The following is an 18,508-nucleotide window of genomic DNA, read 5'->3' as shown; positions in this document are numbered from 1 at the left end:
TTATGAAACATTTATTGGCCGTTTTAGTGTTGGCTTCGCTTGGTTTAAAAAGCTTTTCGCAACAGGCTACCTCATACAATCATTACTATAACCATCCTTTTATGTACAATCCTGCTTTTGCAGGTGCAGAAAATCAGGGACAGGTTACCGCTGTTTCGCGTATGCAGTGGGCAGGTTCAGACCGTGCTGTTACTTCGGCCTTCGTTACCGCCGAATTGCCCCTGAAAAAGAATATCGCCATTGGAGGCAGATTTTACAGCGATAGGCAAGGGTTGATCAATAATACAGCCGGCCTTTTAACCTTTGCTTACCATTTGCCTTTAAACGATCACTCCAGGTTGAGTTTTGGCGTTTCTGCAGGTGCATCAAGACAGGGCATCAGCACCGGAAACCTGAATGTATCCAATCCGGATGATCCTACAATTGGCAGTGCCGAAAATAACAGGAGTGGTTTTGAAGGCGATTTTGGACTAAACTATAATTACAAAAGTTTAAATCTTGGTGTTGCTCTTCCTTCGCTTTTCCGATCGGATCGGGATAATGTCAACTTCGGGCAGCAGAAAGGGCAGGTGTTTTTATTTTCTGCCGCATATAAAATCAATACCGGTTTCGCCGAAATAGTACCACAGTTGATCTACAGGAACAAAAGCGAATTTCAGGGCAGAACCCAAACCATGCTCACCCTGTATTTTAAGCAGAATTTCTGGGCGGGCGGTCTGTACCGCTTTAGCTATGGTCCGGCATTTTACGGTGGCTTTAAAATAAACAGCCATTTTAAGGCAGGCTATGCTTACGAAACCAGCCCTGATGGCCAGTCTACATCTATTGGTGCCACGCACGAGGTTTTTTTGAGCTATCAATTTGCCAAAAAGGGCCAATAATGCACCCGTTGTTACAAAAAGACGCTTTTTTGTTACGGAGCGATAGTTAAAACAGACTTTTTAACAATAAAATTGCCTCCATCAAACGGGCAAATAAACTAACCATATATAACCAAATATTCCAAATGATGATTCTTAATTTACGGGCTGATCTTAGGGCTAAGTATAAACCGTATGGGCAGTTTTCTGCCCTCAAAATCCTGTGTTTTCTTTTCTTGTGCCTGTTTCTCGCACCCAATGGACCAGCAACTGCAAAAAACCGGTTTAAAACAACAGGTAACTTATTTATAGAGGTAATTAAAGGGAAAATTACCGACGAAAAAGGAGGAGGACTGCCAGGTGTGAGTGTTAAGCTAAAAGGTACTAAAACCGGTACGGTTACCGATGCCGATGGAAGTTATTCACTGAAACTCGAAATGGCCAAAGGTACCTTGGTATTTTCTTTTGTAGGTTACGAAACCCGGGAAGTAGAACTTGATGGAAAAAACACCATCGATATTGTGTTAAAAGAAGCTGGCAATACCATGGATGATGTGGTGGTTGTGGGTTTTGGTACACAGAAGAAGAGTACGCTTGTGGGCGCCGTTTCTACCGTAAAAGTAGCCGATTTAAAAGTGGCCGCTGGGCGTTCATTAACCAATACCCTTGCCGGTAAGGTTGCGGGGGTAATTTCGGTACAAAGAAGTGGTGAGCCGGGCAAAGACGATGCGCAGTTCTGGATCCGGGGCATTAGTACTTTTGGTGCCGGTAGAGAGCCATTGGTATTGGTAGATGGAGTAGAGAGAGCCATGAACAACGTAGAACCGGAAGACGTAGATAATTTCTCGGTGTTAAAGGATGCTACCGCAACCGCAATTTATGGTATCCGTGGGGCCAATGGGGTAATCCTCATTACTACCCGGAGAGGTAAAATGGCCAAGCCTGCTGTTAACTTTAAGTATGAGCAGGGCAGGTTAAAGGCCACATCGAAGCCGAAATTTGTGGATGCACCTACTTATTTAACCTTGCTTAACGAAGCCAACCTGGCAACTAACCCCAGTTATGTTACCCCTTATACACCCGAAATTATAGAAAAATACCGTTCTGGTGCTGATCCGCTCTTATACCCCAATGTAGATTGGATGGGATTGATGATGAAAGATTTTTCAAATAACCAAAGGGCCACGATGAATGTAAGCGGTGGGTCGGAAAAGGCAAAGTATTATGTTTCGGGTAGTTATTATGATGAGTCGGGTATCTGGAGTACCGATGCCCTTAAAACCTATAATTCGCAGAGCAAACTGCAAAGGATCAACTTTAGGTCTAATATCGATCTTCAGCTGCGCAATGATATGGAATTAAGCCTTGGTTTGGGGGGCTATTTAATGCTTAACAATTATCCGGGTGATGGCAATACCGGTGGTATCTGGTACAACATGATGCTGGCTACACCTGCGAAATACGCCCCAACTGCTCCCGATCCCGATGATCCACGGAAGGTAATTTACCTTAACAGTGGCGGTTCGGGCAACTTTAACCCTTACCAATACCTGGTAGATAGGGGCTATACCAACCAATGGGCAAATACTTTACAAACCGATATTACCTTAAAATACGATGCAAATAAACTGGTTAAAGGCTTAAAATCGTCGGTCAAATTTTCTTACGATGCTTATTCGTATAACAATGTACAACGTTTAAGGAGCGGTGATAGCTGGACAATTGTTCCACCGGGAAGAGATCCGCTTACCGGGAAACTGGTGCTGCAGAAAACCTATACCGGATCAAAAGATTTATCGTATACCAAATCGGCAGGAGGTAACAGGCGTATTTACTTTGTTGGTCAGTTGGATTATAATCGCCAGTTTGGAGACCATACCGTTTCCGGAATGATTGCCTACAACCAACAGGATTATCAGAACGGTGATGCCGGAAATGCGATGGCTGCTTTACCTTTCCGCTTTATGGGGTTGGTGAGCAGGGCTACATACGGTTATAAATCGAGGTATTTTGTAGAGGCCAATGCGGGTTATAACGGTTCCGAAAACTTTGCAGCAGGGCACAGGTTTGGTCTGTTCCCTTCGGCAGGAGTAAGCTGGATTGCTTCAGAAGAATCCTTCTTCAAAAAACTCATCAATCAGGATTATGTGAGTTTCTTGAAATTCAGGGCATCTATCGGTTTAAAAGGAAATGATAATCTTGGTGCACGCCGTTTTGCCTATTTAACAACGGTTGGCGGAGGTTATGGCGCTTATGTGTTAGGGCAGGATGTAAATGTGAACTGGGGCAGCGTGGGCGAAAACGAATGGGGAGCCGATTTAACCTGGGAAAAAGAAAGGGAAATTAACCTCGGGTTCGAACTCCGTTTCTTAAAAGGATTTAACCTGCAGGCCGATTTCTTCAACCGCCACCGTAAAGGCATTTTTCTACAGCGTAATTCAATCCCGCAAACGGCAGGTTTAAACCAAAGGCCATGGGGCAATATTGGTGAGTTTAAAAACCACGGTATTGATGCCACGCTCGAATATTCTAAAAATATAGGAGAGGTAAATGTGGCCGTTCGGGGTAATTATACTTTTGCGCGCAATAACCTGTTGGATAATGATGAACCAGATTATGTGTACACTTATCAGAATGCAAAAGGAAAACGTTTAGGTCAGCCATTTGGGTTAATTGCAGAAGGATTATTTACTTCGCAGGAAGAAATCAACAGTTCGCCGCGGCAAACATTTGGGGCGGTACGTGTTGGCGATATCAAATATAGAGACATTAACGGCGATGGTGTGATCGATACCTACGATGATGTGGCCATTGGCAATTCTGATGTGCCGGAGATTGTTTACGGTTTTGGTACTTCGGTTGCCTACAAGGGTTTTGATGTATCCATATTTTTCCAGGGTGCCGGAAATATGAATTTTATGCTCGGAGGCGATGGTTTTTTTCCGTTTACGAGGGGCGAAACACAGGGTAATGTTACTTATTATGCTACCGATAGATGGTCGCCGACCAACCAGAGCCAGGATGTGCTTTTTCCGCGCCTGAGTTCGGGTTCTAACCCAAATAATTACCGCAATTCTACCTGGTGGCAGCGAAAAGCAGATTACCTAAGGCTAAAAACTGCGGAAATTGGTTACAGTTTGCCAAAAAAATGGACAGAAAAGGTTAAGATTTCCACTTTTAGGGTATACGCTTCGGGTATGAACCTTTACACCTTTAGCAGCTTCAAATTTTGGGATCCTGAACTCGGTAACGGAAACGGGGCATCTTATCCCTTACAAAAAACATTTATCCTAGGTGCAAACATTAATTTTTAATGATCATGAAAATGGCTTTAGCAAAAACAAAATATCTCATGCTTATCCTTTTAAGCATGCTGGCATTATCCTCATGTAAGAAATTTCTGGACAAACAGCCGGATGATATGCTTACCATTGATGAGGTTTTTAAATCGCGGGTGCAAACACAGGCTTACCTGAGCAGTGTGTATTCCTTTATTCCCGATATCCTTTCAATGCAGAACAATTACAATACGCTTGGTATTACCGATGAAGGCGATTTTATCTGGGCGGCATCATGGGCAGGGCAGATGAATAATGGAAACTGGAATCCTTCAAGCGGGTATTACGATAAATGGGGCGCTTTTTATAAAGGCATCCGCTCTGCATCTATTTTTATCAACCGTGTTGATGAATGTGACGATCCTACACTATCTATCGAAATGAGAAAAAGCTGGAAACAGGAAGCAAGGGCACTAAGGGCAATTTATTATTTCTTTTTGGTGCGCCAGTATGGGCCGGTAGTTATCCTTCCGCTCCAAACCACCGATGTAAATGCCAGTAACGAAGAACTGCAGATGCCACGCAGGCCTTTCGACGAATGCATGAATTTTATCATCAGCGAGTTCGATGCCGTACTTAACAGTCCGGATTTACCGGAGCGTTTTATCAGTGCCAATGATAAGGGCCGTATCGATAAATTAACCATTATGGGTTTCAAATCGCGTGCACTTTTATTATCCGCCAGTCCATTGTTTAACGGGAATGCTGATTATGCAGGATTTAAGAACCTGGATGGAACAGCTTTAACAAACAGTACTTACGATGCTTCCAAATGGCAAAAGGCAGCCGATGCTGCCAAAGCACTGATTGATAAAATGCCTGCCGGATTGTATAAAAAGATTCCTGACGGCCAATCGGTGTTTGATCCTTTTATTTCCTACCGCGATCTGTTTTTAGACCGCTGGAACCAGGAAGTAATTTATGCGCGTCCGCAGATGGCCTCATCAGGTGCCGATGTAGGTTGGGAACGCCACTGTGCACCACGTTTTGTAAACGGCTGGAACGGTGTAGGCATATCGCAGCAGATGATCGATTCTTATTTTATGATCAACGGGAAGAAAATAAACGAAACCGGTTCCCAGTACAGTGAGGTAGGTTTTAATACCGCTCCCGGAAAATATACCAAAGCCAACACCTTTAACATGTATGTTAACCGCGAACCGCGTTTTTATGTTTCCATTATGTACAATGGTGCCGATTGGATTTATAAACAGGATGGTAAGCCCGCACAAACCGTAGAGCTGTTTTTTACAGGTAATAGCGGTAAGCAGGGCTCCCACGATCATTCGGCAACAGGTTATTTAACCAGCAAGAACATCAGCCCGAATTCTAACCTGGTAGAATGGACAGGTGCATTACGTTCTTTGGTACTGATCCGTTTGGGAGAGATTTATTTAAACTATGCAGAAGCCTTGAACGAAGCAGCCGATAACCAGACCAACCGCGAACAGGCAGCGGTTTACATTGATAAAATCCGTGAACGGGCAGGGATTCCGGCCCTTACTGCCGATAAAAAGGCTTCGCAAAATGCTTTCCGTGAGGCTATCCGTGATGAAAGAAGGGTTGAACTGGCTTTTGAAGGCTTTAGGGCATGGGATACCAGAAGATGGAAGATAGCCGAGCAAACGGATGGCGCCCCTTTAATAGGAATGAACGTTGATGCAGGCAAAAGCCTTACCGATTTAGAGTTTTATAAAAGAACGGTTATCGAAAAAAGGGTTTTCCTTAAATCCTACTATTTATGGCCTATCCCACAATCAGATATTGTGCGGAACAAACAGTGTGTGCAAAATCCTGGATGGTAAATTAAATGCAGATTGATGATGAAAAAATATTTTAACAGCGCAAAAATTGCGCTCACCATATTCGCTATAACAGCTTTTAGCGCCTGTAAAGTTGATACTTTGGAGCAGCTCGGGGCCTTGGAACAAAAAGTTTCGCTGGTGCAGGTAACCAGCGGGCAGTTACTGCTTAAAACCGATAATGTTGTGGTTGATAAACCGAATTTATTGGTGCGGAGGGCATTTGGCCTCGCACTTTCGGGCCTCGAAAACAATGAAGGTTTTAGTGCCGATGTACAGCTTGATTTTAACGATGTTCCATCAGGTTACGATCAGCTAACGGCATCCGAATGTTTTTTATCTGCTTCGGCAGGTACAAAAGATCCCATTACATCGGTAAATGTTCCGGCAGGTAAACCACAAGGTGCTTTTTATATCAACATTACCAAGGCAGCTATAGATGCACATGGTGGACGGCCGGTTGCAGTAAAAGTAAAATTGCTCAAAACAAGTAAATACAGTATTAATACCATGGCGCAATCTGCCTATGTTTTGATGAATACGGCAGAATTTGGAACGCTTAAAACCAATATTACCGATGCCTATTTCAAGAATTCCATTTTTGCCAGGCAGCCGGGAACAACCGACCGTTTTGTAAACCTTGCGGATTGGATTACCAACGATGCGATGAAAAACTCACGCCCTACCGGTGCAGGTTACGATCAGAATGTGGGATATCTGGGAATAGAGCGATGGACCGGTGGCGATAGCCCGATCATCAACGGGAAAATTTATCAGACTTTTACCCTCCCTGCCGGCAATTATACCATTGATGTGGATATGAAAAAAGTGGCTGCGGATAAAGATTCTTATTTTGTGGTAAGCGAAGGGGCAACCATTCCTGATGCCAGCGGAATTGCAGGTGTACTGGTACAAAAAGGCATTACCAACGATTACAACAATAAAATCCTGACGGTTGATTTTAAATTAACAGCATCGAAACAGGTCTCGATAGGCTTTTTGATCAATATTGATCAGGGAACACAAAAAATTATACAGGCTGCTAACATCAAAATGTATAAAATAGAGAACCTTTTTGAGTAAGGTTTAGGTTTGGCACTGGTTCCCGGAAAATCCGGGACCAGTTTTTTAATTTATAACATAATTTAAAATGCCTCTCCAAGGCTGATATAGAAACCGTTCTGCCGTTCTTCACTTTTTACTTTTGTGCCTATACCATAATCCATCCTTACGCTCAAGCCTTTTGCCGGATCGAAAAAGTACCTTAAGCCTGCACCCAAATCTGGTTTAAAGTTATTCAGTGCAAATGTGGTACGGCCCCAAACCGTTCCCGCACCTGCAAATACTACCGCACCAAAACGGTTGTTAAGGCGGTAACGCAGTTCGCTCTGTATGGCCACCAAATTCCGGTCGCGGTACCTGCCCGAATAATAACCACGCATCATTTCATCATTTCCCAGTTGCGGCAGAATGTAAAAAGGGGTATGGTCGCTTTGTAAACCCTGGTAAATGCCCTGTGCACCCAGTACAAACTTTCCGCCCAGGTCCCAGAAATTGCGCACATTGGCACCAAATTGGCTCCCGGTAAAGTTTGTGCCGCCAAAAAAGTCGGGCGCATATTGATAGGTTAACCTTCCGAAAAATCCCTTTGTAGGATAATTGTTCGAATTACGGGTATCGTAACTTTGCGAAAGGCCCAGAAAGATTGCTTTTCCGCCGCGTTTCCCCTGTATTTCGGGTCGTTGGGTAAAAACCTTGTCGGGCGATCGGTCATCAAAAACATAATTTTCGTATCCAAGAGAAACACCCGAATAAAAGTTTTTGATAAATGTTCTTTCCAGATCGAGTTTAATCTTAAAATCCTGCTGCTGCAGTTTATCTTCATCAGCCTTTCTGGTGCGGTTGCCTATACCGTAAAAATTAAAAGGCATTTTTCTGAAACGGATTTCGGCAATGGCATGGTAAATATTGCCTTTGCTCCAGGCATCGCCCAAAATGCTGAAATTGTAAGTCTTTTTGGTAGAATAGGAGGCTGTTCCCGAAAAATTGGAACTCCGGTTGGTGGTATCCTTACGGTCGGCATAAAAAGAAAACAATGCACCTGTTCCAAACTGGAAACCGGTTTCCTGTGTATAGCCAAGCACCGGAATGGGCATAAAACTCGATTTCCTGGTGGTATCTTTCTCGTTTGATAAGAGTTTCTTTATCAGTTTAATCTGGGCCGAACACTGGAATATGGTAAGCAAACACATCGCCAACAGCAGCATCTTTTTCATGGCGCAAATAAAGTAAATTATTTCATGATTTTAACCTGCTGTAGATCAGGAAAGACTTATTTATTGAAATCTGGAATTTATTTTTATTAACATAAACTTTTAATTCATTAAAATGTTCCTATTTTTAGATTGAACTAATTATTGATCATCTCTACAACAGGTGTTTCGCCTATTCTTTATGGAAAGGTAAAATGCTATATTTTTATGTACAAAGCGAAATCCTTTCTATCCAACCTGGTATACAATAAGTTTTTTTGGCAGTTTTTTCTTGCTGTTTTTATGCTGGGCATGGCTGTTTTCTTTATCCGGAACCAGCATGTTGAAGTAATACAGATTACCAAACAACTCGATACCGCCGTACCGCTTTATGTTGTTCTGGGTATTTTACTTACCGGTGTTTATATTCTGGCACAGGGGCAGATGTATGTACACAGTTTTAAAGCCCTTAATGTTCATGTTTCGCTGGGCAACGCCATAAAACTCTTTTTAAAGCGTAATCTGATCAGTGTTTTCCTGCCTGCCGGAGGTTTTTCTTCGCTGATATTTTTTACAAGGGAAATAGAGGAAAAAGGCATTTCCAAATCCAAAATACACCTTTCATCTACCTTATTTGCATTTTGTGGTATTCTTTCGGTTGTAGTAGTGGCCATTCCGGTATTGGGCATTGCGCTGTTATCAACCAAGCTGGGGCAGGTAGAAATTATCAGTTTTATATTTCTGTTACTGTTAACCGCATTTTTGTTTGTTACCATTTACTCCATTTCAAAAAAAGGCTGGGCCTATCAGTATATTTCAAAAATACGACCATCGTTGGCTACTGTTTTCGACGATATGATCGAAGAGCAGATCAGCCGCAAACATTTCTGGTTAACCCTTTTGGTTTCTATTGCCATTGAGTTTATCGGTATCCTCCACTTATACATCTGTATGCTGGCACTTGGTTTCGAAGCCAGTGTACCGGCGGCAATTGTTGGTTATATTGTAATGGTAATCCTGTTAATTGCCTCTCCGTTTTTAAGGGGGCTGGGCACCATAGAAGTATCGCTCACCTTTATTTTGGGGCAGTTTGGTTTTCCGCTTATTGCTGCGGCAACTATTACCCTCATGTTCAGGTTTTTTGAATTCTGGCTACCTTTAATTGCAGGCATTGTCAGTTTTATCCTTAAAAAAGATAGCATTGTCCTTCGCGTGCTGCCGGCCTTTATCATTTTAATACTGGGTGTGGTAAATATCATTTCAGCCATTACGCCATCTATCCCTACACTGCTCCGGTTGGTAAGGAATATTCTGCCCGAAGATCTTATTGTAACCAGTAATGCACTGGTGCTTATTTTCGGGTTGATTCTGGTAATGGTGAGTATCTTTTTATTGCAGGGATCGAGGCGCGCCTGGTATGTGGCCATTTCATTAACATTATTTTCAATCCTTGGGCACCTTTTAAAGGCAGCAGATTATGAGGAAGCCACCTTGGCATTGATTGCAGGGGCATCTTTATTTTATACCCGCGACAATTACAAGTTAAAGCCGCATCCCAAATTTATAAGGGTGAGTTATTGGGTATTTTTGTATGCCATTGCAGCAGTATTTGCCTACGGTGTACTGGGTTTCTACTTTATGGAAAAGCGCCATTTTGGGGTCGAATTTAAGTTTGTGGATTCGGTAATGGCTGTTTTAAAGGTGATTTTCTTTATAGACGATAAAGCCCTGCACCCGCTTACCAAATTCGGTAACCATTTCGAACAGTCTATTTACGCCGCAAGTGGTTTGGTAATCCTTTTTATCATTTTCAGTTTGCTTAAACCTTATTTTTTCAAACCCTATAACAGTGCCGAAGATTTTGCCGATGCTGATATTTTGTTAAAGGAAAAAGGAAATTCGGCACTCGATTACTTCAAAACCTATCCTGATAAGTTTATCTATTTTAATGAGGACAGAACTGCATTTATCAGTTTTAAGATCACCAGGCACTTTGCACTGGTATTGGAAGATCCTGTTGCTGATAGTGATGAAGAAAAGATCGCCATGATCAAAAAGTTTGAAGAACGGTGTAAGGATACTGGTTTTATTGCGGCCTATTACAGGGTGCCCCACCAATCGTTGGATTTATACAGATCGATCGGTAAAAAACACATCCCGATCGGAGAAGAAGCGGTTCTGGATCTCACAACTTTTACCATTGATGGTGGAAAAATGAAGACGACCAGAAGTGCCATAAACCGTTTGAGCGGCGAAGGATTTATTTTTAGGGTGTACGAAGGACAGCAAAAGGAAGGACTTTTACAAAAACTTCAAACCGTTTCTGATAACTGGTTAAGGGATCTCGATCAAAAAGAAGTAGCCTTTACACAGGGGGTATTTGATAAAACCATCTTAAAACACCAAACGATTTTAACTATCGAAGACGCAGAAGAAAAAATATATGCTTTTTTAAACCTTGTGCCCGATTATGCACCGGGTGAAGCCACTTACGATCTGATCAGGAAAGAAACCGATGCGCCGAACGGAGTGCTGGATATGTTACTGGCCAAAACGTTCCTGTACCTGAAAGAAGAAGGTTTTAAAAGCGTAAATATGGGTTTGGCACCTTTATCGGGGATAAACGGAGAAGATTTTACGCAAAAAACGATTAAATATGCTTATGATAATTTAAAAGCATTTGCGCAGTTTAAAGGTTTAAGAAAGTATAAGGAAAAATTCTATCCTTCGTGGAACAAAAAATACCTGATTTATAGCCACCATTACCACTTATTGCAGGTTCCTAATGCATTGAAACGTATTTCGGAAGGCAGTTAAGTTTAAAGTTCTGTTTGGATGGTAGCCACTACTTTTTTAATGTCGTTATCAAATTTGTGTGAGCCGGGGATCAGTGTTTTTGTGATGTTTTTCTTATCGGGAATTGCTTTTTGCAAATCGCTGTCTTCACCTTCACCAAAAATAAATAGCAGTTTACTCCCTATTTTGTTGATTTCGGGCAATACCTTGTATTTTGCATTTTTACTGCCCAAGCCCATCATATCAGTTAAATGGATCACAAAATCTGTCGAACTCGAAGGCGATAACAGTATGGTTGATCTTAATTTTTGTTGAAGATCTTTGGCCAGCCTTGGTGTTAAAAATAAAGCAGCATCTGCTCCGAAAGAATAACCTAAAATCGAAAATTCTTCTTTATCCCAGTTTTTTAGGTACGATTCAATTACGGCATTTAGATCCTGCGCCAGTTTATCAGGTGTTTTTTGTTCCCAAAAGTATTTTTTACTGTCTAATGCAACCACTGCATAATTTTTATCATTTAAAGACTGGATCAGGTTCTGCGAAAAACTGTTCATACCACCATCACCGCTCAGGTAAAAGATGATGCTTTTGGCTGCCGGTTTTGCCTTTATGGTTAAAGGTAATTTTGAAATATCCTGTCCAAGTGTAAAAAGTGAACAGCATATCAGGGTACAGAAAAGGAAAATTTTATCAATCATTTTATGCTTATTTCAATACTGATACGATTTTATCGTATGCAATGGTTTGATAATGGTGGTTCCCGGGGATACTATCGATCAACAGGTTTTTTTGTTTCACCTTTTTTAAAGGTTTATCTTCTTCCTCAATGCCATAAAAACAATAAATAGGGATGGCTATTTTGTTGATTTCGAGATCAACCTTATAAGGGTAATTATCGCCTGAAAGGTTTGCCAGATCACCAAAGTGTACTTTAAATGAGGTGGTGGCATAAGGAGAAAGCATCTGTAATGCCCTTACATGCCTTTTTGCACGGAAAGGCAGCCGGCTATAAATAAAAGGGAGCACATCGGCCCCAAAAGAATAACCGCAGAGGTAAACCTCGCGGGTTTTGTATTTTAGTGCATATTTACGGATCAGCTGTACAATATCTTTTTCGGTCTGTTCAGGTGTTTTTTGCTCCCAAAAATAATCCCTTGAGTTAATACCTATAGTATGAAAACCGTTTTCGGCAAATTTAAGAGAAAGATCGTCTTCAAATTTAATCCAGCCACCATCTCCTGAAAGGAAAATGAGCAGTTTCTTAGCCTGTGGGTCTTTCGCCGGATACAGGAATATAGGCAGGTTAAATTCGTTACCTTTAATGGCATTGTTTTCGTGCACGCGTGCTCTTTTAAACAGTGCGCAGCTGCTGAAAACAATGCTTAACAAAAGGAAAAAAACTGCCTTTTTCATGTTTATAAAAATGTAAAACCAAGCATAAAGGAAAGCCCATGCGGATTGATATCCAGGTCGTTTGTACTCATTTTATATCCTTTTAAGCCAACCGCCAAAAAGGTGTTTAATTTTGGGGTAATGCTGTATTTGGCACCAAAACCGGTATAAACATAAAAACCCTCTTCGCTAACCTTGCTTTTAATATCTGGCGTAGGGTCTTCGGCAATGTCGTATTTGTTAAAAGAGATTCCCAATGAGGTTTCTACATAGGGCCTGATCTTTCTGGTGGTTTTGAAATTGTATTTTAAGTTACCGTAAACAGGTAAAAACTTTAGTTTATACAGTACATAACCATTATCGTGGTGGATAGGGGTGGTAGAATATTCGATCCCGATGCCAGGCTCCAGGCCATTGGCGAAAAGGTAGTTTGCCTTTATGGATGGGGCGTAAAAAAGGTTGCTGTGGGTAGATCTTAACAGTTCGAAAGCCGGTGAAACCGAAAAAGTTCCGCTGCTGGTTTTCTCCTGGGCTGATGCAAGAAAGGGTAGAAGGAGCAATAAATTGCCAATAAGTAGTTTTTTGATCGTCATTTATATGGGGATATGACTGTAAACATAATAAAAAGCTTTTTCTGAATAAAATGCTTTAGGTAATTTTAACAGAAGATAACTAAGCTTAATACCGTCAAAATTACTCCTGCTGTTATTTCTAATGGCCCCGATAGCTATCGCGTGCAGCGAAGTCGGGAACCAGGCTCCAGCACAATGTCACCCTCCGGCGCGCCGTCACCCTGAATTTATTTCAGGGTCTTTTAAGCAGTATAGATCTCTCTGCTCCACCACCGATGTAAAATCGTTACAGGTCGCATTTTGGTAGAGATGACGCTACTTTTTATTATAACCTGTCATTCTGAGTGCAACGAAGAATCTTTGGCTTTACAGCAGATTTTTAAAGAAGAACTAATTTATAAAAAGGTTCTTCACTGCGTTCAGAATGACAGAAAGGAGTGATTCGTCAAGACTACCATTTTGTTGAATCTGCTATCAGAAATTACTCTGCTGCTACCTTTTTAAGATAAACAGCTTCGAGCTCTTTCAATGTTTCATCATATCCTTTGCGGTCAAAAAAAGCAGCAGGATTATAGGCATCACCTGGTTTATGTTTTTCGTGAAGGTTAAACTGGCTTGCGTGCGAGGATAACCAGATATCAAAAGAAAGCTTTTTAAGCGATCTAAAGCTGTTGGCATAATCTTTACTGATGGTTGGGTAGGCTGGTATTTCGGAGAATTTTTTCTCGGTAACAATGCTCGGCATATTGGCAATAAGCACAGTATAGCTCCGTTTTTCATCTTTGGTTTTAAGTAAAAAACTGCACGATCCTTTGGTATGTCCGGGATGGTGGAGCATGGTAATACTGGTACCTCCCAACTGGATCAGGTCTTTATCTTTTAACAAACGGTCTGCCACAATGGGCGTATAACTGCTTTCTTTGCCACCAAGAGCGTAATCGGTACGGCCACCGTCTTTCATTACCTGGGCATCTTTTTCATCCACCATCATTTTTGCTCCGGTAAGCTTTTTAATCTCTGCCATAGCGCCTAAATGGTCGTAGTGGGCCTGTGTGGTAAGCAGTATTTTAATGTCATTGAATTTAAACCCCAGGCTTGCCACATTTTTTTCAATCTGTGCAGCTGATGAAGCCAGACCTGTATTGATCAGTATATTCCCTTTTGGTGTGGTAATGAGATAACAGGCCAGATCGTAGGTGCCTACATAATAAATATTGCCTGCAATGCGGAATGAGGCATAAGCCGCCGACCATTCTTTCGGGGTATCGGTAGGCTCGTACACATTTTGGGAAAATACAAAAAGCGGAAAAAGAAGGAGGAAAAAAATAAAATTGATTTTCATAGGTATAGGATGATGATAGGGTTTAATAACGCATTAAAATTAGAAAAATTATGGCGTAGTAATGCCGCACACCAGGGGAATTATTCGAATGTTAACCAATTTTCTTTCCTATTTAGATATCGGGAACGTAAACGAAAATGTACTGCCATTACCCGCACTGCTATCTACCCATATTTTACCGCCATGGCCTTCAATAATTTCGCGGCAAACATAAAGTCCGATGCCGAACCCAGCAATGAGGTTATTGTTCTGTCCGCGGTAAAAACGGTTAAACAGACTCGAAATTTCTTCCTGCGGAATACCAGTACCCTGATCGGTAACACTTATTTTGAGTTCGTCAACCTCAACTGCCGCAGAAATAGTAATTAAACTACCCAGATTGGAATATTTTACAGCATTACCAATCAGGTTATTTACTACCTGGGCAAGTTTTCCCGTATCGCCGTTAACAGTTACAGATCCGGTTTCCGGAAAAACAAAACGATGCTGCGAATAGAGCATGTGTGTTTCCTCAGCAATCTCCTCTAAAAAAGTATGAAGCTCGAATGGAGCGCTTTCGATAAACATTTTGCCCGATTCCAGTCTCGCCAGGTTTAAAAAACCGTTGATCATATTCGTCATGCGGCGGGTTTGCTTAACAGACTGTTCCAATATTTTTTTGGTCATTGCATCCTGTTGCGCCGGATTGTTTTTCTCCATCAACTGCAGGTAGGCACTTAGCGAGGTAAGCGGTGTTTTAAGTTCGTGGCTTACCATACCGATAAAATCGTTTTTCCGCTGCTCGTTCTGTTTAATGTCGGTAATATCGCGTGTGGTGCCAGCAACAGCTTCCACATCGCCGGCTTCATTAATTACCGGGCTAAGGATATAATCGTATATACGTTTGCCCAGTACCGCATGCGGAAAAGAAACTTCACCACGGATCGATTTTTTAGTGGCACATACATGGTCTATTTCCCTTTCGTGCATTTCGGCGTGCCAGGGTTCGTAACCGTTTTCTAAAAGGCTTTTCCCTATAGCATTTTCCCAGCTTTTGCCCCACATGGTTAACAATGCCTCATTTGCATAGATGAAATTATAATCAAGGCCGAAAACATACATTAAATCGGGTGTATTATTGGTAATGGTTTCGTAAACCCTTTTTTGCTGTTCGGTAATCTCTTTTGCCTGTTTAAGTGCTTCTTCGGCCCGTTTTGCTTCGGTAATATCGCTTGCAGCACCAAACCATTCGCGTACATTTCCCTGTTCGTCCAATATCGGTACCGCACGCGAAAGCGTCCAGCCAATGGTTCCATCGGCCCTAAGCACACGGTGTTCCAACTGAAAAATCTTGGTTTCCCTGCGGGCTTCCTCAATGGCTGTTCTTACTTTATCCTGATCGAAGGCGTGGATGTATTTAGGAATCCAGTCGGCCAGTGGTTCATTGGTATCCACTAAAAAATCCCTGCCATCCAATTGCTTCATTTCGCGCCAATCAGCACTCATAATATATACAATGTCGGATGTAGCGGTTACAAGTGCCCTAAAACGTTCTTCGTTGGCGGTAATTGCTTTTTTGCTCGCTTGGTTATCTTCAGGTATATTGCTCATATGATCGGCACGACATTAAAATCGACACTAAATTAGTTTTAAAAGCCGGTTTTCAAAAAAACTCAGGGCACTCCATAATTTTTTTCCTTTTAAATCGCGGTTTACTCCCAAAACGAATGCTTATTAGCTTAATAGGTTTAACAGCACAGCTATGCTGAATGTTTTTCTAATTGATTTCAGATGGGTTTAAACACCATTTTTAACCCCAACGATTGATTAGATTTACATTATTTTTTATTTTTTTTAAAAAAGGATGCAACACTATTGTACATGCTGCGACTAGAGAATAGAAACGTATTAAACAGATAAATTAAAAGCTCAACATTGCGCACTGCTGAACAGATCACAGATCAGGAATTAATTGTACTCTGCCTCGAGGGCAAGGATGCCGGCTATACGGGCTTGTACAACCGTTATGCCCGGAAAGTTTATAATTCGATCAGCCGGATGATCAGCCATACGGGTGAGGCAGAAGATATTTTACAGGATACTTTCTGCACTGTTTTTAGCGATGTAAGCAAATTAAAAGGTGTGCTCAGTATCGAAGCCTGGGTAAGGAGGATGGCCATAAACCGTTCTATTTCGCACCTTAGAAAGCGGAAAATAGTTTTTTCAGATCTCGGCGAAATGGATGTGGAAGATGAGGTAGGCAGCAATGGTGATGATATGGATATTTTCGATTGCAGGGTAGAGGATGTGAAAAAGAGTATCGAAGAACTTTCGTCAGGTTATAAAACGATTTTAAACCTGTATGTATTTGAAAAAATGACGCATGAGGAAATTGCAGTGATGCTGGGGGTATCGGCAAGTACGGTACGCACACAGTACCACAGGGCAAAAAAACGTGTTTTACTATCACTTAAAGACAAATGTTATTATGAATGATCAGATAAAGGATTTTGTGGAACAGCACCGGGAAGAATTCGATCATCTCGAAGCCCCGGCATTTGATATGGGCCGCTTTAAAAAAATGCAGGTTGAGGCAGCGCAGCCAGAGGTTAAAACCCTGAAATTGTTCGCATGGCGTAAATGGGCTGCTGCGGCATCAATTGTACTGGTTGCAGGAGCTGCCTGGATGTTTTTAAATCAACAGACGGTTGTTGCACCGAAAAGTGATCGCACAGCGATTGTACAACCTAAAGATACCAGCAAAGATAATAGTGTTTTAATCCAACAGGATATAGCGAAAACGAAAGAAACCGTAAAACAGGTAGTGGTACAAGCGGTAACGATTAAGGAACAGGTTGGGCCGGTTAAAAGCGAAAGTAGTATATACCGGGAGTTAAAAGATAGCACTTCGGCAAGTGTAAGGTTGCTGGCGATATTAAAAATTGAGAAAACAAACCGGATGAACAACAAAACACTCGATATGTTATCGAAAACACTCAACCATGATGGCAATACGAACGTGCGTTTGGCGGCTTTGGGTGTATTGCAAAAGTACAGTGCCGATAAATATGCCTCATCGTTACTGGTTAACTCGCTGAACAAACAGGACGATCCGATGGTGCAACTGGGCCTGGTTAGCTTTTTGGGTAAAATGAAAAACGTAGAAATCGGAGATAAACTTTATGCGCTGGCCAATAATCCCGAAACTTTTGCAGCCGTACGCGATGAAGCATATAGTGTATTATTAAATCAAGACAAATTATAAAACAGTAAACAACAAGAGTTATGAAAAAGCAATTTATCGTTCTTTTTTCCCTGCTAGCCATCACCGTATCGGCATCGGCACAGAAAGAATACAAATTAAGCAAGAGCTCGGGGCAGCTCAACCTGAATATATCGGGGGCAATAGTAGAGGGTTATAGTGGTAACGAGATTGTATTTTCGATGCCTGCATCAGAAAAAGAAGAGGTTGATGAACGTGCAAAAGGTCTGCGTGCCATCAGTGGATCAGGTTTTACCGATAATACCGGTTTGGGAATAGATGTTTCTACAAAAGGTGAAGAAATAAATGTAAATGCAGTAAACAGGGATATAAAAGGTATTTTAACCATAAAAGTTCCCCAGAACATTAAAATATCTTTCGTAAATAAAAGCAATGTTTACCAGAATGAGATTATTTTAAAAAACCTTAAAAACGAAATAGAGGTTTCTACCAGTTACAACAAAATCAAATTGGAGAACAACAGCGGCCCTATGAACGTTAAAACGCTTTATGGTTCGGTAGATGCTATTTTTACCGAAAGCATTAAAGGCCCTGTTTCTATTGTTTCTGTATATGGTTACGTAGATGTTTCGTTGCCGGCCAGTGCAAAAGCAAATGTAGAACTGGCTACAAGTTATGGAAAACTTTATGCCGCAGAAGGTTTAAAAATAGCCATCGATAAATCGGAAAAACAGGAGCGTAACGGATTTACAGCTTTGAGTAGCGGCGGAAGTTCGAATGGCGGCGGTCAGGTAGCTACTGTGCGCGGACAGGCTTTATCGAGCTTAACTACCATAAATGGCGAAGGCTCTGTTTTTGAGTATGGTGGCAGTAGCCGTAACTCCGAGAATATCAAAGGTAAGATTAATGGTGGCGGTGCCGATCTGATCTTAAAATCGAACTATAAAAATGT

The 18,508-nt window shown here is 41.6% G+C and carries 14 protein-coding genes; 8 read left to right on the top strand and 6 right to left on the bottom strand.

The window, feature by feature from the left end; genetic code table 11:
* Positions 1–2: 2 nt before the first annotated feature.
* The 4 genes from B2V92_RS22935 (at position 3) to B2V92_RS22920 (ending at position 7,083) form a co-directional block, all read left to right on the top strand.
* Positions 3–881: a PorP/SprF family type IX secretion system membrane protein gene (locus B2V92_RS22935; protein WP_293312492.1), complete on the top strand. Its 879-nt coding sequence runs from the start codon at positions 3–5 to the stop codon at positions 879–881.
* 125 nt (positions 882–1,006) lie between these two features.
* A complete protein-coding gene (locus B2V92_RS22930; RefSeq protein ID WP_293312490.1) occupies positions 1,007–4,174 on the top strand; it encodes a SusC/RagA family TonB-linked outer membrane protein in 3,168 nt (1,055 codons plus the stop codon).
* Between the two features lie 38 nt (positions 4,175–4,212).
* A complete protein-coding gene (locus B2V92_RS22925) occupies positions 4,213–6,003 on the top strand; it encodes a RagB/SusD family nutrient uptake outer membrane protein (protein WP_293312488.1) in 1,791 nt (596 codons plus the stop codon).
* Positions 6,004–6,018: 15 nt separating this feature from the next.
* On the top strand, positions 6,019–7,083 hold the full coding sequence (locus B2V92_RS22920) for a DUF5013 domain-containing protein (protein ID WP_293312486.1): 1,065 nt from the start codon (positions 6,019–6,021) through the stop codon (positions 7,081–7,083).
* Between the two features lie 62 nt (positions 7,084–7,145).
* Here B2V92_RS22920 and B2V92_RS22915 read toward each other — a convergent pair whose 3' ends face one another.
* Positions 7,146–8,276, bottom strand: coding sequence for a BamA/TamA family outer membrane protein (locus B2V92_RS22915; protein WP_293312484.1), 1,131 nt, complete (start codon positions 8,274–8,276; stop codon positions 7,146–7,148).
* Positions 8,277–8,480: 204 nt separating this feature from the next.
* On the opposite strand from B2V92_RS22915, the gene B2V92_RS22910 reads away from it, so the two are divergent.
* Entirely contained in the window at positions 8,481–11,069 is a 2,589-nt protein-coding gene (locus B2V92_RS22910; RefSeq protein ID WP_293312482.1) for a phosphatidylglycerol lysyltransferase domain-containing protein, read from the top strand.
* A gap of 2 nt (positions 11,070–11,071) precedes the next feature.
* Here the strand turns inward: B2V92_RS22910 and B2V92_RS22905 are convergent, their stop codons facing one another.
* The 5 genes from B2V92_RS22905 to B2V92_RS22885 form a co-directional block, all read right to left on the bottom strand.
* Entirely contained in the window at positions 11,072–11,746 is a 675-nt protein-coding gene (locus B2V92_RS22905; protein ID WP_293312481.1) for an AcvB/VirJ family lysyl-phosphatidylglycerol hydrolase, read from the bottom strand.
* A 7-nt stretch (positions 11,747–11,753) separates the two neighbouring features.
* On the bottom strand, positions 11,754–12,461 hold the full coding sequence (locus tag B2V92_RS22900; protein ID WP_293312479.1) for an AcvB/VirJ family lysyl-phosphatidylglycerol hydrolase: 708 nt from the start codon (positions 12,459–12,461) through the stop codon (positions 11,754–11,756).
* Positions 12,462–12,463: 2 nt separating this feature from the next.
* A complete protein-coding gene (locus B2V92_RS22895) occupies positions 12,464–13,033 on the bottom strand; it encodes an outer membrane beta-barrel protein (RefSeq protein ID WP_293312478.1) in 570 nt (189 codons plus the stop codon).
* A gap of 460 nt (positions 13,034–13,493) precedes the next feature.
* A complete protein-coding gene (gene bla, locus B2V92_RS22890) occupies positions 13,494–14,354 on the bottom strand; it encodes a subclass B3 metallo-beta-lactamase (RefSeq protein WP_293312477.1) in 861 nt (286 codons plus the stop codon).
* A 108-nt stretch (positions 14,355–14,462) separates the two neighbouring features.
* The gene (locus B2V92_RS22885) at positions 14,463–15,944 is read right to left on the bottom strand and encodes a PAS domain-containing sensor histidine kinase (RefSeq protein ID WP_293312475.1); all 1,482 of its coding nucleotides are present in this window, start codon (positions 15,942–15,944) and stop codon (positions 14,463–14,465) included.
* Positions 15,945–16,268: 324 nt separating this feature from the next.
* Between B2V92_RS22885 and B2V92_RS22880 the strand changes: the two genes are divergently transcribed.
* The 3 genes from B2V92_RS22880 to B2V92_RS22870 all read left to right on the top strand — a co-directional run.
* A complete protein-coding gene (locus B2V92_RS22880; RefSeq protein ID WP_293312473.1) occupies positions 16,269–16,829 on the top strand; it encodes an RNA polymerase sigma factor in 561 nt (186 codons plus the stop codon).
* Positions 16,822–17,598, top strand: a complete 777-nt coding sequence (locus tag B2V92_RS22875) for a HEAT repeat domain-containing protein (protein WP_293312471.1) — start codon at positions 16,822–16,824, stop codon at positions 17,596–17,598. Before B2V92_RS22880 ends, B2V92_RS22875 begins: the two co-directional genes overlap by 8 nt.
* A gap of 20 nt (positions 17,599–17,618) precedes the next feature.
* A partial coding sequence (locus B2V92_RS22870) for a DUF4097 family beta strand repeat-containing protein (protein ID WP_293312469.1) occupies positions 17,619–18,508 on the top strand: 890 nt, incomplete at its 3' end.

Origin of the sequence: Pedobacter sp. UBA5917 (assembly GCF_002432345.1) — a bacterium.
Taxonomy (GTDB): domain Bacteria; phylum Bacteroidota; class Bacteroidia; order Sphingobacteriales; family Sphingobacteriaceae; genus Pedobacter.
Note: the sequence above shows the minus strand (reverse complement) of the source record. Positions and strands in the feature narration are given on the sequence as shown.

Bases quoted from the DNA above. Each gene is read 5' to 3' on its own strand.
- bla (WP_293312477.1), bottom strand. From the start codon at position 14,354: ATGAAAATCAATTTTATTTTTTTCCTCCTTCTTTTTCCGCTTTTTGTA.
- B2V92_RS22915 (WP_293312484.1), bottom strand. From the start codon at position 8,276: ATGAAAAAGATGCTGCTGTTGGCGATGTGTTTGCTTACCATATTCCAG.
- B2V92_RS22920 (WP_293312486.1), top strand. From the start codon at position 6,019: ATGATGAAAAAATATTTTAACAGCGCAAAAATTGCGCTCACCATATTC.
- B2V92_RS22935 (WP_293312492.1), top strand. From the start codon at position 3: ATGAAACATTTATTGGCCGTTTTAGTGTTGGCTTCGCTTGGTTTAAAA.
- B2V92_RS22895 (WP_293312478.1), bottom strand. From the start codon at position 13,033: ATGACGATCAAAAAACTACTTATTGGCAATTTATTGCTCCTTCTACCC.
- B2V92_RS22875 (WP_293312471.1), top strand. From the start codon at position 16,822: ATGAATGATCAGATAAAGGATTTTGTGGAACAGCACCGGGAAGAATTC.
- B2V92_RS22930 (WP_293312490.1), top strand. From the start codon at position 1,007: ATGATGATTCTTAATTTACGGGCTGATCTTAGGGCTAAGTATAAACCG.
- B2V92_RS22925 (WP_293312488.1), top strand. From the start codon at position 4,213: ATGCTTATCCTTTTAAGCATGCTGGCATTATCCTCATGTAAGAAATTT.
- B2V92_RS22885 (WP_293312475.1), bottom strand. From the start codon at position 15,944: ATGAGCAATATACCTGAAGATAACCAAGCGAGCAAAAAAGCAATTACC.
- B2V92_RS22900 (WP_293312479.1), bottom strand. From the start codon at position 12,461: ATGAAAAAGGCAGTTTTTTTCCTTTTGTTAAGCATTGTTTTCAGCAGC.
- B2V92_RS22905 (WP_293312481.1), bottom strand. From the start codon at position 11,746: ATGATTGATAAAATTTTCCTTTTCTGTACCCTGATATGCTGTTCACTT.
- B2V92_RS22910 (WP_293312482.1), top strand. From the start codon at position 8,481: ATGTACAAAGCGAAATCCTTTCTATCCAACCTGGTATACAATAAGTTT.